The organism is Streptomyces mirabilis (assembly GCF_039503195.1).
GTDB classification, from domain to species: Bacteria; Actinomycetota; Actinomycetes; order Streptomycetales; family Streptomycetaceae; genus Streptomyces; species Streptomyces mirabilis_D.
On the sequence record NZ_JBCJKP010000001.1, the window covers coordinates 2,826,654 to 2,841,238 of the forward strand.

10 protein-coding genes and 2 pseudogenes are annotated in these 14,585 nt (G+C 68.9%); 7 read left to right on the forward strand and 5 right to left on the reverse strand.

Going from position 1 to position 14,585, the window contains the following annotated elements; genetic code table 11:
• Positions 1–181: 181 nt before the first annotated feature.
• The 3 genes and pseudogenes from AAFF41_RS13480 to AAFF41_RS13490 form a co-directional block, all read left to right on the forward strand.
• Positions 182–748 (forward strand): SigE family RNA polymerase sigma factor, encoded by a 567-nt coding sequence (locus AAFF41_RS13480; protein WP_319748155.1) that lies wholly within the window; start codon positions 182–184, stop codon positions 746–748.
• Positions 745–1,608: a hypothetical protein gene (locus AAFF41_RS13485; protein ID WP_319748156.1), complete on the forward strand. Its 864-nt coding sequence runs from the start codon at positions 745–747 to the stop codon at positions 1,606–1,608. Before AAFF41_RS13480 ends, AAFF41_RS13485 begins: the two co-directional genes overlap by 4 nt.
• 26 nt (positions 1,609–1,634) lie before the next feature.
• Positions 1,635–2,062: pseudogene (locus AAFF41_RS13490) on the forward strand (pectate lyase); the annotation flags it as partial.
• A gap of 106 nt (positions 2,063–2,168) precedes the next feature.
• Here the strand turns inward: AAFF41_RS13490 and AAFF41_RS13495 are convergent.
• Entirely contained in the window at positions 2,169–3,326 is a 1,158-nt protein-coding gene (locus tag AAFF41_RS13495; RefSeq protein WP_343323997.1) for a right-handed parallel beta-helix repeat-containing protein, read from the reverse strand.
• 233 nt (positions 3,327–3,559) lie between these two features.
• Here AAFF41_RS13495 and AAFF41_RS13500 point away from each other — a divergent pair, with 233 nt between their 5' ends.
• Positions 3,560–5,779 (forward strand): glycoside hydrolase family 43 protein, encoded by a 2,220-nt coding sequence (locus tag AAFF41_RS13500; protein WP_319748159.1) that lies wholly within the window; start codon positions 3,560–3,562, stop codon positions 5,777–5,779.
• A 3-nt stretch (positions 5,780–5,782) separates the two neighbouring features.
• On the opposite strand, the gene AAFF41_RS13505 is transcribed toward AAFF41_RS13500, so the two are convergent.
• Positions 5,783–6,577 (reverse strand): HAD family acid phosphatase, encoded by a 795-nt coding sequence (locus tag AAFF41_RS13505; protein ID WP_319748160.1) that lies wholly within the window; start codon positions 6,575–6,577, stop codon positions 5,783–5,785.
• Positions 6,578–6,808: 231 nt separating this feature from the next.
• Between AAFF41_RS13505 and AAFF41_RS13510 the strand changes: the two genes are divergently transcribed.
• Genes AAFF41_RS13510 through AAFF41_RS13520 form a run of 3 tightly spaced genes read left to right on the forward strand, consistent with a single transcriptional unit; the run spans position 6,809 to position 12,046 of the window.
• The gene (locus AAFF41_RS13510) at positions 6,809–7,186 is read left to right on the forward strand and encodes a hypothetical protein (protein WP_343323998.1); all 378 of its coding nucleotides are present in this window, start codon (positions 6,809–6,811) and stop codon (positions 7,184–7,186) included.
• Entirely contained in the window at positions 7,176–11,456 is a 4,281-nt protein-coding gene (locus AAFF41_RS13515) for an RHS repeat-associated core domain-containing protein (protein ID WP_343323999.1), read from the forward strand. Before AAFF41_RS13510 ends, AAFF41_RS13515 begins: the two co-directional genes overlap by 11 nt.
• A complete protein-coding gene (locus AAFF41_RS13520; protein ID WP_343326494.1) occupies positions 11,453–12,046 on the forward strand; it encodes a hypothetical protein in 594 nt (197 codons plus the stop codon). The genes AAFF41_RS13515 and AAFF41_RS13520 overlap by 4 nt, the downstream gene beginning before the upstream one ends.
• Here the strand turns inward: AAFF41_RS13520 and AAFF41_RS13525 are convergent.
• From AAFF41_RS13525 to AAFF41_RS13535, 3 genes and pseudogenes are all read right to left on the reverse strand, one after another.
• Positions 11,974–12,222: pseudogene (locus tag AAFF41_RS13525) on the reverse strand (right-handed parallel beta-helix repeat-containing protein); the annotation flags it as partial. The gene AAFF41_RS13520 and the pseudogene AAFF41_RS13525 overlap by 73 nt on opposite strands.
• 59 nt (positions 12,223–12,281) lie before the next feature.
• The gene (locus AAFF41_RS13530; RefSeq protein ID WP_319748163.1) at positions 12,282–13,298 is read right to left on the reverse strand and encodes a pectinesterase family protein; all 1,017 of its coding nucleotides are present in this window, start codon (positions 13,296–13,298) and stop codon (positions 12,282–12,284) included.
• 1 nt (position 13,299) lies between these two features.
• Positions 13,300–14,430, reverse strand: a complete 1,131-nt coding sequence (locus AAFF41_RS13535; RefSeq protein ID WP_343324000.1) for a pectinesterase family protein — start codon at positions 14,428–14,430, stop codon at positions 13,300–13,302.
• Positions 14,431–14,585 lie beyond the last annotated feature (155 nt).

Sequence of the window (14,585 nt, forward strand, 5' to 3'; positions counted from 1 at the left end):
TTCGCCGTGTTACGGAATCGAGTTCGGCCCGCCATACGTTGTTCGAAGCCCTGTACGCATCGCTGGTACGCTCACGCATCTCGCCCCACAGGGGCACCATTCCTTCACGGGTGGCGCACGGGGGCCGTATACGCACGCACCCGCACCGGTTGCTCACAAGCCGCAGCAAGGAGAGGTAGCCGTGGGCACTGTCGTCGACGACGCAGCCTCCGTGGAATTCCACGCCTTCTTCGAGCGGCACCACGCCGAACTCGCCCGCTTCGCCCATCTGTTGACCGGCGAGGCGGACGCAGCCGACGATCTGGCGGCCGACGCGCTGCTCGCGCTGTGGCACCGCTGGGACCGGGTGCGCGCGGCCGACCACCCGATGGCGTACGCCCGCGGTGTCGTCGCGAACCTGGCCCGCACCCGGATCCGCAGCGCGGTGCGCGAGCGCAGACGGATCACACTGTTCTGGTCGCAGCGCGAGGAGAAGACCGAGAACCCCGACATAGCGGGGAGGATCGACGTCCAGGAGGCGCTGCGCCGGCTGCCGTTCCGTAAGCGCGCGTGTGTCGTGCTTCGGCACGCTTTCGACCTCTCGGAGAAGGACACGGCGCTCGCCCTCGGTGTTTCCGTGGGTACGGTTAAATCCCAGACGTCGAAGGGCATGGCCGAACTGAAGCGGCTCCTCGGCACCGAAGAGGCCCCGATGCGGGTGCACGCGGGTGTGCTGCCCACGGGTGGAGCCGGAGGAAGGGACCGATGAGGAAGGCGCAGGACGTGCACGACGAGCTGCGCGCCAGGCTGCACGAGGCGGCCGAGGCGCATGAGCCCGACCGCGCGCGCATCCTGGCCCGGGTCGAGCGCGGGATGTCCGGCGCCTCCGAGCGTCGTCCCCGGCGCGCGGCGCGTCCGCCGGTGCTCGGCTGGGGACGGATCGTCGGCGCCACGGCCGCGGTGGCGGGCGTCCTCGCGGTCGGCGGTTACTGGGTGGCCGCGGCGGTGCAGGAGAACAACCCGCCACAGCAGACGGTCGCGGTCTCACCGACCCCGGTCGTCTCCCCGGACGCGACGAGCCGCGCGCCCGTCGTGCCGCACCCCTCGCACACCTCGGGTGCCTCGAAGCCGTCCGGGAAGGCGAGCGCCTCCCCCTCGGACACCCCCTCGGCCGCGAACGCCTCGCCCGCCGCGCCCAAGGCGCCGGCCGCGGGCAACCGGGACGGCTCGCTGTGGTCCGACGGCTCGGTCGATCCGCACAGCAACGACTTCTGGGCGCAGAGCAATGTGACCCTGAAGAACGCCGACGAGCTCACCTCGCTCACCGTCGAGCTGAAGATCAGGCAGACCGGCGGGGTCGGCGACGCGGGCTCCTGGCGCTCGGCTCCCGAGAGCGACTTCACGACGACCGTCACCGAGAAGGACGGCTTCCTCGTCTACACCTGGGTGCTCAAGGACGGCCACACCCTCGCGGCCGGCCAGTGGGTCTTCGCGGGCCAGTACAACCACACCCGCGGCGGCCGGGACGCCAAGGACGACCGCTACTCGGCGGACGCGAGGAGCGCGGACAGGAGGCTGTCGGTGACGGGTGACTTCGCCGCCGCGAGCGGCACCGACGGCGACTCGTAGAAAATCCCCTCGAAAAAAAACCTGCGGACGCGGCCACCTTCAAGGGCAAGCGTCGTCCGCGAAGTACCACGTGATCGGCGGGGGCGCGCAGAACGCCTCCGACAAGGTGTTCCAGTTCAACGGTGCCGGCAAGCTCACCATCACCGGATTCCACGTGGAGGACTTCGGCAAGCTGGCGCGTTCCTGCGGCAACTGCAAGACGCGAGTCAGGCGCACGATCGTGCTCAGCGATCTCGACGCGACCGCCCCGGGCAAGACGCTGGTCGGCATCGACTCCAACTTCGGCGACACGGCGACGCTGTCGAGGATCCGTGTCACCGGCGACACCAGGAAGAAGCTCACGACCTGCGTGCGCTTCAAGAGCAACAGCAGCGGCAAGGAGCCCGCCGAGCTCGGTACCGCCGCGGATGGAACCTTCTGCAGGTTCACGTCATCTGACATCACGTACAAGTAAGGGATCTGCTGGCCTGAGCCCCCCTCGGAGCCAGTCAGAGGAACGCCCCCGCCGGTGACGACCGGCGGGGGCGTTCACTTTCCCCGTACGTCAGTACGCGGGTACGTCAGTTCATGGTCGAGCCGATGGTCGTCGAGCCCGTCGTCAGGAACGTGGTCGCCGGCAGCGAACCGCTCGACGAGCGGGCACCGTACGCCGTGGTCGCGTCCGTCGACCTGAAGGACGGCGTCGAGGTGCCGCTGTCCCAGTTGTTGGCCGCGGAGACCGTGGCGGAACCGAGTTTGTCCAGGCCGCCCTTGTTGCTCACCGCGAGGTTCCTGGCCAGCCGCGCCTTGCCCGTCGCGAAGAAGAAGCCCGCGTCGGTGTTGGCGTAGGCCGTGTTGCGGTTGAGCACGATGGCCCCGGTGTTGGAGTTCTCGGTGAAGCCGTTGCCCGCGTTGTCCCAGGCCGCGTCGTTGTTCACGACGTGGGCGACCGAGGCCCCGCCGCCGCCGAGCTTGAAGCCGTTGCCGTTGCCCTCGAAGGCGGAGTCGTTCCAGCGGTTCTTGCCGTTCCCGTACGACCACGAGTGCTCGATGGTGATCGGCGAGGAGAACTGCCAGAGGTCGAGGCCGTCGTCCGCGTTGTGGTAGAGGCGAGCGCCGGTGACCTTGTTGCCGGTGCCGGAGCCGAACTTGATGGCGATGCCGTCGGCGTTCTGCCCGTGGTTCGCGGCGTCGTAGTTGCCGTGACTGTCCAGGTTCTGCACGAGGTTGTCGGTCGTGCCGTCGCCGCGCAGCGTGAAGCCCGAGTCGCCGTTGTTCGCGGTGACGAGGTTCTTGAAGACGCCACCCACGGAGGAGGTGGCGACGAAACCCTGTGCGGGCGAGTTCTGCCACGTGATGTCCTGGACGGTCCAGTAGTCGCCGTAGATCCCTGCCAGCCAGGAACCGGCGGCCAGCTTGGAACCGTCGATCTTCACCTTCTCGCTGCCGTACGCGGTGAGCGAGATCCGCGAGGAACCGGTGCCGTTCGCCGTCGACTTCAGCGTGGCCGTCGGGTAGTACGTGCCGCCGCGCACCTGGATGGTGGTGCCCGCGGCGGCATCGGCGACGGCCGTCTGGAGTTGCGCGGTGGTGGAGACGGTGACCGTTGCGGCGGCGGCCTGCGCCGAGCCGTTGTCCGCGAGGCCGAGGTAGACGCCACCCGCCCCCGCTGCGACGGCCACCGCCGCGGCGATCGAGAGCGTACGGGTCCTGCGGTGGCGTCCGGTGCTCAGAAGCACGGGGCGTTCCTTTCCTGGGGGACGGGAGACGAAGCGGGCCGGAGGGGCCGCCTCGGCCCGCTTCTGCTCCCGGGTCGCCGCGGTGGCGGGAAAGGTTGCCGAGGGCTCACGAAAAAGGTCGAAACTTTCGCTGACTGTCGTGCCGCTTTCATCGATTGACGCGCTGTCCCCCACTGGCAACACTCCGAGAGCGTTTCCCGCACAGAATCCACCAGACTCCGACAGGATGTGTCATGCGACGCCGCACCGCCCGCGCGCTCCTGATCCCCGTCCTCGCTCTTCTCCTGGGCCTGCTGGCCGCGCCACCGAGCCCCGCGTCATCGTCGCCTTCGGGAGCACCGCACGTGAACGAACCGAAGTACGCCGGTTATCTCTTCGCCTACTTCACCGGCGAGGGCACGGCCGACGGCGAGCAGATCCGCTACGCCCTGAGCCGCGGCAACGACCCTTTGCACTGGCGGGAGTTGAACGCGGGCCATCCCGTCCTGACCTCCACCATCGGCGAGAAGGGGCTGCGCGATCCCTTCGTGATCCGCTCCCCCAAGGGCGACAAGTTCTTCCTCATCGCCACCGACCTGAAGATGTACCAGAACTCCAGCGGCAGCTGGGACTACGTGCAGCGGCACGGCAGCAGGTCCATCATGATCTGGGAGTCCACCGACCTGGTGCACTGGACCGACCAGCGCCTGGTGAAGGTGGCCCCCGACAACGCGGGCAACACCTGGGCGCCGGAGGCCTATTGGGACGACTCGCTCGGTGAGTACGTCGTCTTCTGGGCGTCCAAGCTGTACGCCGACGACGACCCGGAACACGCCGGATCGACGTACAACAAGATGCTGTACGCCACCACGAAGGACTTCCGCACCTTCAGCGAGCCGAAGGTCTGGGACGACCCGGGCTACTCGGTGATCGACTCGACGGTCATCAAGGACAAGGGCAGCTACTACCGCTACACCAAGGACGAGCGCGATCCCAGCTCCTCCAGCCCCTGCTCGAAGTTCATCACCGGCGAGAAGTCGACCTCCCTGACGAACACCACGTACGACTTCGTGTCGGACTGCATCGGCAGCGGCTCGATCGACCGCGGCGAGGGCCCGACGGTCTTCAAGTCCAACGCCGGGAACAAGTGGTACCTGTTCATCGACGAGTACGGCAGCCGTGGTTACGTCCCCTTCGAGACCACCGACCTCGACTCGGGCAAGTGGACCATGTCGACGAACTACCAGCTGCCCGCGAGCCCCCGGCACGGCACGGTGATGCCGGTGACGCAGGCGGAGTACGACCGGCTGCTGGCCGCCTACCCGGTGACCGGCACGTCGGTCGTGGACGCGACCGCGAAGGGCCAGAGCGGGTATGCGATCGTCACCGAGTCGGCCTCGAAGGTCGTCCTGCCGATGAGGCCGGACACGAACCTCAGGCGCCTCGCCCCCACCCTCGCGGTCGGCGCGGGCGCGAAGGTCAGCCCGGCCTCGGGCACACCCCGGGACTTCCGCACCCCGCGCACCTACACCGTGACGGCCCCGGACGGGACGAGCCGGACCTGGACGGTCGAGGCGGTACCCCACCGCAGCCCGGTCCTCCCCGGACTCAACGCCGACCCGGACGTCCATTACCTGGACGGCCGGTACTGGATCTATCCGACGACGGACGGCTACGCGGGGTGGAGCGGGACGAGCTTCAAGGCGTACTCGTCGAAGGACCTGGTCCACTGGAAGGACCACGGTGTGATCCTGGACCTGGGACCCGATGTGTCCTGGGCGGACAAGAACGCCTGGGCCCCGGCGATCGCCGAACGCGACGGCAAGTACTACTTCTACTTCTGTGCGGAGCAGCAGATCGGCGTGGCGGTGGCCGACTCCCCGGCCGGTCCCTTCAAGGACGCGCTGGGCAGGCCCCTGGTGGCCAAGGGCCGGTTGACGGGCCAGATGATCGACCCGGCGGTGTTCACGGACGACGACGGGCAGTCGTATCTGTACTGGGGCAACGGCCACGGATACGTCGTGCCGCTGAACGCCGACATGGTGTCGTTCGACGCCTCACAGGTGCGGGACATCACGCAGCCCGACTTCCGTGAGGGATCCTTCGTCGTCAAGCGGCGGGGCACGTACTACTTCATGTGGTCCGAGGACGACACCCGCAGCGAGAACTACCACGTCGCCTACGCCACCGGACCGTCCCCGCTCGGTCCGTGGACCAAGCGGGGCACGATCCTGTCCAAGCGCCCGGAGTACGGCATCAAGGGCACCGGACACCACTCCGTGGTGAACGTCCCCGGCACCGACGACTGGTACATCGTCTACCACCGGTTCGCCCTGAACGGCCCCGGGAAGGCGGGCGGGGACGGCACGCACCGGGAGACCACCATCGACCGCATGGAGTTCGCGGCCGACGGAACGATCGAACCGGTGGTGCCGACCCTGGAGTCGATCCGCCCCGTACGGACCGGGTCCTGAGTCCTAGCTGACGAAGTACGTCGGGTTCGGGAGCTTGAACGTCTTGTCGGCGTAGCCTCCGTCGAGGTCGGAGTACTGGTCGCCGAAGTTGGCGACGATGTCGTACCCGAGGGACTCGATGTGCTTACGGGTGCCGGACTTGTACTGCACGGTGGTGCAGTTCCAGGCGGCGGCCGTGGCGCAGGCGCTCAGGTAGGCCGGCGGGTTGGCCGCGTCCTTGAGGAACATGTGGCCGGCGTCGAGGTTGATGTCGGCGCCGACCTTCTTCAGGTTCGCGACCGCGGAGACGCGCTGCGACTCCTTCAGGCCCGAGTTGTAGAAGACCTCGACACCCTTGGACTCGGCGTACGCGACGAGTTCGGGGGTGCCGAAGACGGCCGGACGGTCGGCCTGGGCCACGTACGCGGCCCAGGAGGCCGAGTTGTAGGTGTAGTTGGTCTTCTTCTCGTAGTCGAGGGAGAGCAGCAGCGTGTCGTCGATGTCGAAGACGACCGCGGGCTTCTCGCCCCGGTGCTTCGCCTTGTGCGCCGCCCTGTCGATGTAGCGCTTGGCGTCCGACTCCAGGCGCGACAGGTCCTTGGCGTACTGGCTGTCCTTGGACGCCTGGTACACGCCGCTGCTGTCGAGCGTGGCGCCGTAGTAGGTGTCGATGTCCTTGACCAGGAGCCCGATGTTGTAGGGCTCGTGGGTCGAGTTGGCCGTCGACTGGCCGGCCGTGGCGACGCCCGTGCCGTAGAGGGCTCCGCCGGCGACGGCACAAGCGGCCGCGATGGCTGCCGCTCTGAGGGACTTCCGCATGGATTCTCCGGATCTGGGTGATGGGTGACCAGGTCATTCCGCGCCAGGTCAGGGACTGTCTACGCGCATCACGCATGCCATGCGGGAGGCTTTATCCGATCGAGACCTCACCCGCGGGCGGTGCCTCCCGGATGCATTGCCCGCGGGTGGCGTCCACTTGACCTTCTCTTGAACCGGTTCTCCTAGGGTCGGAACGCACATGCGAACGATGTGTCAGACGGGGAGAGCCGCATGGGTGATGGCAACGGCAACGGCATGGTCCTGCACATCCACACCGCCGATCTGAAGCGCGCGGCGCCCGACTTCCACGAAGGGGCCAAGAACCTCAGCAAGGCACTCACCACCCTCGTCACCACCCTGGACAGCCTGGGAAAACCCTGGGGCGACGACAAACAGGGCAAGGAGTTCGGGGACGCCTACTCACCGCAGCAGAAGAAGATAGAGAGCGCGGCGGGCACCCTCGTACTCGGCCTGGTGAGCATCCACGAGGCCATGAACGACCTGGCGGACGGCACCGTCGACAACGACCAGCTGATCGCGGGAATGTTCACCGAGGTGAAGACCGGCGGGACCGACGAGGCAGGGAGCGACGGTTCCGGTGAGCGTTGAGGACGAGGCCAAGAAGATCCTGCTGAAGCTGGGCCTGTGGTGGCCGGACGCCAACTCCGGTTCGCTGCGGGCCGCGGCGACCGCCTGGCGCACCTTCGCCGACTCGGTCGACGACGTACGGGGACCGGTGCACACGAGTGCGTCCTCCCTCATCCACCACAACACCGGCGAGTCGATCGACGCGTTCGAGAAGTTCTGGAACCGCTACGCCAAGGGCAAGGACGCCGGCTGGCTCAGCGACCTGGCGGAGTCTTCCCGGGCGATGGCGAAGGCCCTGGACAAGTTCGCGGACGCCATCGACGACGCCATCAACAAACTCTGGACGCAGATCGGCATCGACGCCGCCGTGATCGCGGGCGGGGTGGCGCTGGCCTTCTTCACGGCGGGTCTCGCCTCCGGAGCCGCCGTCGCCGCGGCCGACGCCATCATCGAGTTCGGCGCCACCATGGGCATCGCGGTCTCCACCACCGTCGCGGAGATAGCGGCGGGCACCCTGGTCGCGGCGGCCTTCGGCGGTATCGAGTCGGTCACCGTCGACCTGGCCGTGGCCCAGCCCCTGAAGATGGTCACCGGTCTGCAGCAGGGCTTCAGCCTGGACGAGGTCAACCAGGCCGCCAAGGACGGCATGATCTTCGGCGGCGCGCTGGGTGCGGGCAGCGGCGTACTGAAGGCGGGCGTGGAGGGCGCGTTCAGCGACACCACTCCCCTCCTGCTGCGCCCGCCGTCCCTCCGCCCCGACCTGGTCGAGCTCGGACCCGCCGCGCGCAACGCGGATCGCACGCCGTGCGTCGGCGAGCCGATCGACGTGGCGACGGGCGCCATGCTGATGTCCCAGACCGACCTGACACTGCCGGCCTCCCTTCCCCTCCTCTTCCAGCGCACCCACCTGTCCTCCTACCGGGGCGGGGTCTGTTTCGGCCCGAACTGGATCTCCACCCTCGACGAGTGCGTGCAGATCGACGGCGAGGGGGTCGTCTTCGCGGCGGCGGACGGCATGCGGCTCGTCTATCCCGTGCCGGAGCCGGATGTGCCGACCCTCCCTCTGAAGGGCGCGCGCTGGCCACTGCGCTGGGACGGCAAGCCCGACGGCGTCATGACCATCACCGACCCCGCCACCGGAGTCGTCCGCACCTTCAGCACCCCCTGCTCCTCGGGCTCCTTCGGCGTCTTCCATCTGCCCCTGGACTCCTGGAGCGACCGGAACGGCGCGCGCATCGACGTCGAGCGCGACGACGAAGGCATCCCGTTCGGCATCCGCCACTCCGGCGGCTACTACCTGGCCGTCGACACCCAGGGCCCCCGCGTCACCGCCCTGCGCCTGCTCGACGAACCGCCCTCCCGCTACGGCCCCGACGGCCCGGTGGGCGACGGCACGCTCGTCATGCGGTACGGCTATGACACCTCCGGCAACCTCACCGAGGTCATCAACTCCAGTGGTGAGCCGCTCCGGTTCACCTACGACGACCAGGGCCGGATGACGCGCTGGACCGACCGCAACGGGACCTGGTTCTCCTACGTCTACGACGAACGCGGCCGCGTCGTCCGCACCGAGGGCGTCGACGGCATCCTGTCGGGCACCCTGACGTACGACGAGGCGGCGGCCACGACGACGTACACCGATTCACTCGGCCGCGTCTCCAGCCATCGGTACAACTCCGAGGGCCTGGTCGTCGAGGAGACGGACCCGCTCGGGCAGGTCACGCGCACGGAGTGGGACGAGTGGGGTGCCAAGCCCCGCTCGGTCACCGATCCGCTGGGCCGTACGACCCGGTACGGCTACGACGGCTCCGGAAACCTGACCGAACTCACGCTTCCTGACGGCTCGGTGGCTCGGGCGGCCTACGACGCGTCGGCCCTGCCGACGGAGATCCTCGAACCGGGCGGAGCGACCTGGCGACACACCTACGACGAGCGCGGCAACCTGCTGACGACCGTCGACCCGGTCGGCGCCATGACCCAGTACACGTACGACGAGTCGGGCCGTCCGACCACCGTCACGGACGCGCTCGGTCATACACGCACCACGGCGTACGACGCCGCCGGACTGCCCGTCGCCCTCACCGACGAACTGGGGCACACGACATCGGTACGCCGGGATTCCTTCGGACGGATCGTCGACGTGACCGACCCGCTGGGCCACACCACCCGCATGGGCTGGACAACCGACGGTAAGCCCGCCTGGCGCGAACAGGCCGACGGCTCAAGGGAGTTGTGGACCTGGGACGCCGAGGGCAACCTCCTCACCCATACCGACCTCGCGGGCAACACGACACACCGTACCGCCGGTCACTTCGACGTCGCCGCCTCCCGAACGGACCCGGACGGTGCGACATACGCGTTCGCCTACGACACCGAGTTGCGGCTGACGGGCGTTACCAATCCCCAAGGGCTGACCTGGTCGTACAGCTACGACGCGGCGGGCCGCCTGACCGCGGAGACCGACTTCAACGGCCGGACCATCACATACACGCACGACGCCGCGGGCGGCCTGCTGTCCCGCGCCAACGGCGCCGGCGAGACGCTGCACTTCACGCGGGACACACTCGGCCGGGTGACAGAGCAGTTCGACGACACGGGCACAGTCACAAGGTACGCGTACGGTCCGGACGGTCACCTCGCGCACGCGGCCAACGCGGATGTCGACATCACGATCGAGCACGACGCGCTCGGCCGTGTTCTCACCGAGACCGTCAACGGTCGTACGACCGGGAACACCTACGACGCTCTCGGCCGGCGCACCCGTCGCCGAACCCCGAGCGGCATCACTTCGCAATGGACGTACGACGCTGCGGGCCGTCCGGCCGAGCTCCGGGTCTCGGACGGGGAGTTGCGGTTCACCTACGACGCGGCGGGACGCGAGACACGTCGCCTCATCGGTACGGACACGGTCCTCTCCCAGAGCTGGGATGCGAGCGACCGCCTCACCGCCCAGTCCCTCACGACACGGGGCGCCGGGGCAGCGGACCTCCTGCTCCAGCACCGCGCCTACGCCTACCGAGCCGACGGCTACGTCACCGAAGTCCGCGAACTCACCTCCGGAACCCGCCGCTACGACCTCGATGTCATGGGACGAGTCACGGGCGTACGCGGTCACGGATGGACCGAGACCTATGCGTACGACACGTCGGGCAACCTCGCCCACGCTTCGGCGCCGGCCCATGACGCGGCCGGTGACCAGGAATCCGAGGGCACCCTCGTCCGCCGCTCCGGCCGCACGTCGTACGAGTACGACGCGCAGGGCCGCCTGGTACGCAAGACCCGCAAGCTGCTCAACGGGCAGCAACGGATCTGGACGCTCACCTGGAACGCGGAGGACCGTCTCACCGAGGCAACGACACCGGAGGGCGAGCGCTGGCACTACGCATACGATCCGCTCGGTCGCCGCATGTCCAAGTGCCGTCTCCGCGAGGATGGTTCAGAGACCGATCGCACTCACTTCACCTGGGACGACACCCAACTCGCCGAACAGCGGGCCCCTGATGGCGGGGTCACCACCTGGGACTACGCCCCCGGCACACACCGCCCTCTCGCTCAGACCACTCACCGACCTGCGGAGGTGGCCCGGGGCACCTCGTTCCTCGCCCAGCTCGCCGTGGACACGACGGCCGACCGCACGGTCCGCTTCCACGCTGTCGTCACGGACTCGGTCGGTACCCCGACCGAACTCGTCTCCACCGACGGCAACGTGGCCTGGCAGCGCCGTACCACCCTCTGGGGAACGAGGTATCCGGCGCCCACGGACGATCACGAGTCCGTGGACTGCCCGCTCCGGTTTCCGGGCCAGTACGCGGACCCCGAAACCGGCCTGCATCACAACTTCCACCGGTACTACGACCCGGAGACCGCACGCTATGTCTCGTCCGACCCGCTCGGTCTGGACGCTGGCCCGAACCCATACTGGTACGGCCCGCATCCGCTGACCTGGATCGACCCCTACGGGCTCGCGATCTGCCGCACCACTCCGAGGCTTGAGGACGGCAACCCCAAGGAGGGCTGGCAGCACATCGACGAACGTCACATCGCGGGTACCGCGAACGGCGGCCACGGCGATCTCCTGCCTCCGTCGACCACACGCGCCCAGGTGGAGAAGGCCGCGGAGACGATGATCGAGAAGGGCACACGCGTTTCGGATCCTGCGCGCCGGATGCAGACCTACGAGAAGAGGATGATCGTGAACGGAATGCGGGCCCGGTACCGCCTGGTCGTCGACTCGGACGACGGGAATCGCATCATCACCTTCTTCCCGGTAGGAAAGAGCTACACCCCGTGATCACTGTGCAGTTCACCGTTCGACCCGGCCAGGGCGACCCCAGCGGATTCGACCTCGGTGACATGTCCGTCACCGGGGGTCTCGGTACGGCAGACTCAGCAGGCCGTACCCCCGACCAGGGCATGATGATCTACCTCTCGGTGACACAGCTGCTGGACAGCCTCCGCGCTTTTCTCAGCGGCCATGGCAAAACGCTCACTTTCACCGGTGTCGACACCTCGTTCAGCCTCGTCTTCCGGCGCACCAAGGACGGAATCTCCGTCGCCTTCAAGGACGGCATCATCGCCCGCACGGCGTCGGACGAACTAGCATCAGCGGTACTGGGTGCGGCCGAATCACTGTCCCTCACCCTCCCCCCGGGGATCCTGCCGCATCCGACTACGCGGACGCCTTGGCAGCTTTTCGTCCACTCGTGTCCAGGCACGAGCATGGCGGCGGTCATTGACGTGAACAGAGGAACCGTTACCGGTCGCCACGTCTTCACGAGGACTCTCTCCGAGGCAACGGAAGACAGCAGTCCCGACGCTCGCGCCGCATGGTCGCGGCTCCGCCGGCCGTTGGCCGTCGACTGGAGGGTGGCCGTCGGGTAGTACGTGCTGGCGCGCACCTGGATGACGGTGCCGGCGGTGGCGTTCTTGATGGCGCTGGTGAGGTCGGCCGTGGTGCTGACGACGACGGTCGCCGCCTGGGCCTGGGTGGGCAGGACGGCGAGTCCGGCGCCGAGCGCCAGGGCGGCGCCGAGGACGAGAGCGGTTCGACGAGACATGGAGTGCGGTCCTTTCGTCGATACGGTGGGGGACTGCTGCGCTGCCTTCTGCGGGAACATCACGGGCGCCAGTCGCCCAGATACGCCGCACGCGTGTGCGACACGGCTTCCGTGTCCGTGAGCTGGGGACGGTTCTCCGGCACGGTGATCTCCGCGCCGGGGCCGGTGTTGCGGTACTCGCGAAAGCGCATGGACTGCCAGGGGTAGGCCTCGCGCATGTTGACGTAGGGCGCCACCGCGTCGATGCCGGGGCCGAGTTCCGTCTCCCGTACGACCAGGGACGGCCGGGCGGTCGTCTCGTACGACGGCACCCACGGCCGCGCGATCTTGTACGCGCCGTCCTGCGCGCCCGAGGTGACCCGGCCGCGCAGAGCCAGGAAACCGTGCGGGTTGGCGCGGGCCGTGGAGGGCGCGAAGACCATCCCCTCGGGCTTGAAGGCGACGTCACGGTCGAGGGTGTGGAAGTGGCAGCGCTCGAAGACGGCGGTGGCCCGCCCGAAGACGAAGTCGACGTCGCCCTCGAGGTAGCAGTCGCGGTAGTACTGGCGGTCGAAGGCGGTCAGGGCCGTCGTGTCCGCGAACAGGGTGTCCTGGTGTGCCAGCAGGCGGACGTGGGTGAAGGACGAGCGGTCCCCGGTGACGTACGCCGCCACCGCCTGGGTCCCGGTGATGTCCGGGTGGTCGGCCCGCAGCCAGTCGTTGGCGAGCGTCAACCCGCGCACGGTGAGCCCCGGCGCCGCCGAGGTGAAGGTGGCGGAGCCCGCGGTGCCGTACGTCCCCGAGCCGTCCGGCTTCTGGGTGCCATTGGCGTTGTCGTACACGACGACGGCGTCGCGCGGGTCGCGGCCGGCGCCGAGCAGCGTCAGGCCGGCCTTGTCGGCGGGGATGTTCACGACCTCGCGGTACGTGCCCGGGTGCACGACGATCGTCCAGCCGGCGCCCCTCACCGCGTCGACGGCGGTCTGGACGGAGTCACCGGGTCGGACGTGCAGCACCCGGCGCCCGCCCGCGAAGGCGGGAGTCGCGCCGACGACACCGAGCGCACCTGCCGTGGCGAGAAAGGCGCGTCGGCGCATCTCAACACCCCTTCCACGGTGTCCAGTCGCCGAGGTACGCCTCCCGGGTCGCCGACTCGGCCTCCCCGTGGCTCAGTTGGGGACGATTCTGCGGAACGCTGACGACCGCGCCCGGCCCCGTGTTCCGGTACTCGGCGAAGCGCTGGCTCTGCCACGGGTAGGCGTCCGCCATGTTGGTGTAGGGCGCGACGGCGTCGATCCCGGCGGCGAGGCGGGTGTCACGGACGGTCAGCATGGGCCGGGCGGTGGTGTCCGAGCCGGGCACCCAGGGGCGGGCGAGCTTGTAGTACGCGTCCGGGGCCTCGCTGCTGACACGGCCGTGGGTCACCAGGTAGCCGCGCGGGTTGGTGAGCGCGGTGGAGGGGGCGAAGACGAAGCCGTAGGGGGCGGTCGCCACGTCCGTGCGGTTCAGGGTGCGGAAGTGGCAGCGCTCGAAGACGGCGGTCGCCCGGCCGAAGACGAAGTCCACGTCACCTTCGGCGTAACAGTCGCGGTAGTACTGGCGGGCGAAGGTGCCGAGCGCGATCGAGTCGGCGTACAGCGTGTCCTGGTGGCCCAGGAACCGGCACCCCACGAAGGCCGAGCGGTCGCCCTGCACCTTGACGGCGACCGCCTGAGTGCCGGTGATCTCGGGGTGGTCGGCGCGCAGGAAGTCGTTGGCGAAGGTGATCGAGCGGGCGGTGAACCCGTCGGCCTGCACAGTGGTGGTGGCCGACCCGGTGGTCCCGTAGGTGCCACCGCCGGGCTTCGGGGTGCCGTTGGCGTTGTCGTACACGACGACGACGTCACGCGGGTCCCCGGAGGCGCCGATCCAGGTCATCTCCGTACGGTCGACACCGACGGCGACCGTCTCGCGGTACGTGCCCGGCGCGACGACCAGCGTGTGTCCGGACCCGCTCGCAGCGCTGACGGCGGCCTGGACGGTGGTGTGGTCGCCGAGGCCGCCGGGGTGGACGTACAGGGTGCGCTCGGTGAGCCGGGCGGACGGCGAACCGTAACGCCCGAAGGGGGACTTCTCCTGGGGCCGCGCGGGAGTCGCGAGGCCGAGCGCGAGAGCGGCTCCGGCACTGGCGACGAGGAAGGTTCTCCGGCTGGGGACGGCAGGGCCGGGTGGGGTGGTGCGGGAGAGCATGGCGATGCTCCTTCGCTGTGCCGCGAGGCTCAGAGGCCTCGCGGGCTCTGCGGGAGGGAAGAGGGCCGGAGCGGCGCGCCCTGGGTGAGGGGCGGTGCGGAGCCGCTCCGGCCTGACCGGGAAGGGGAAGGATCGGAGCCGGTCGAGCGGATCAG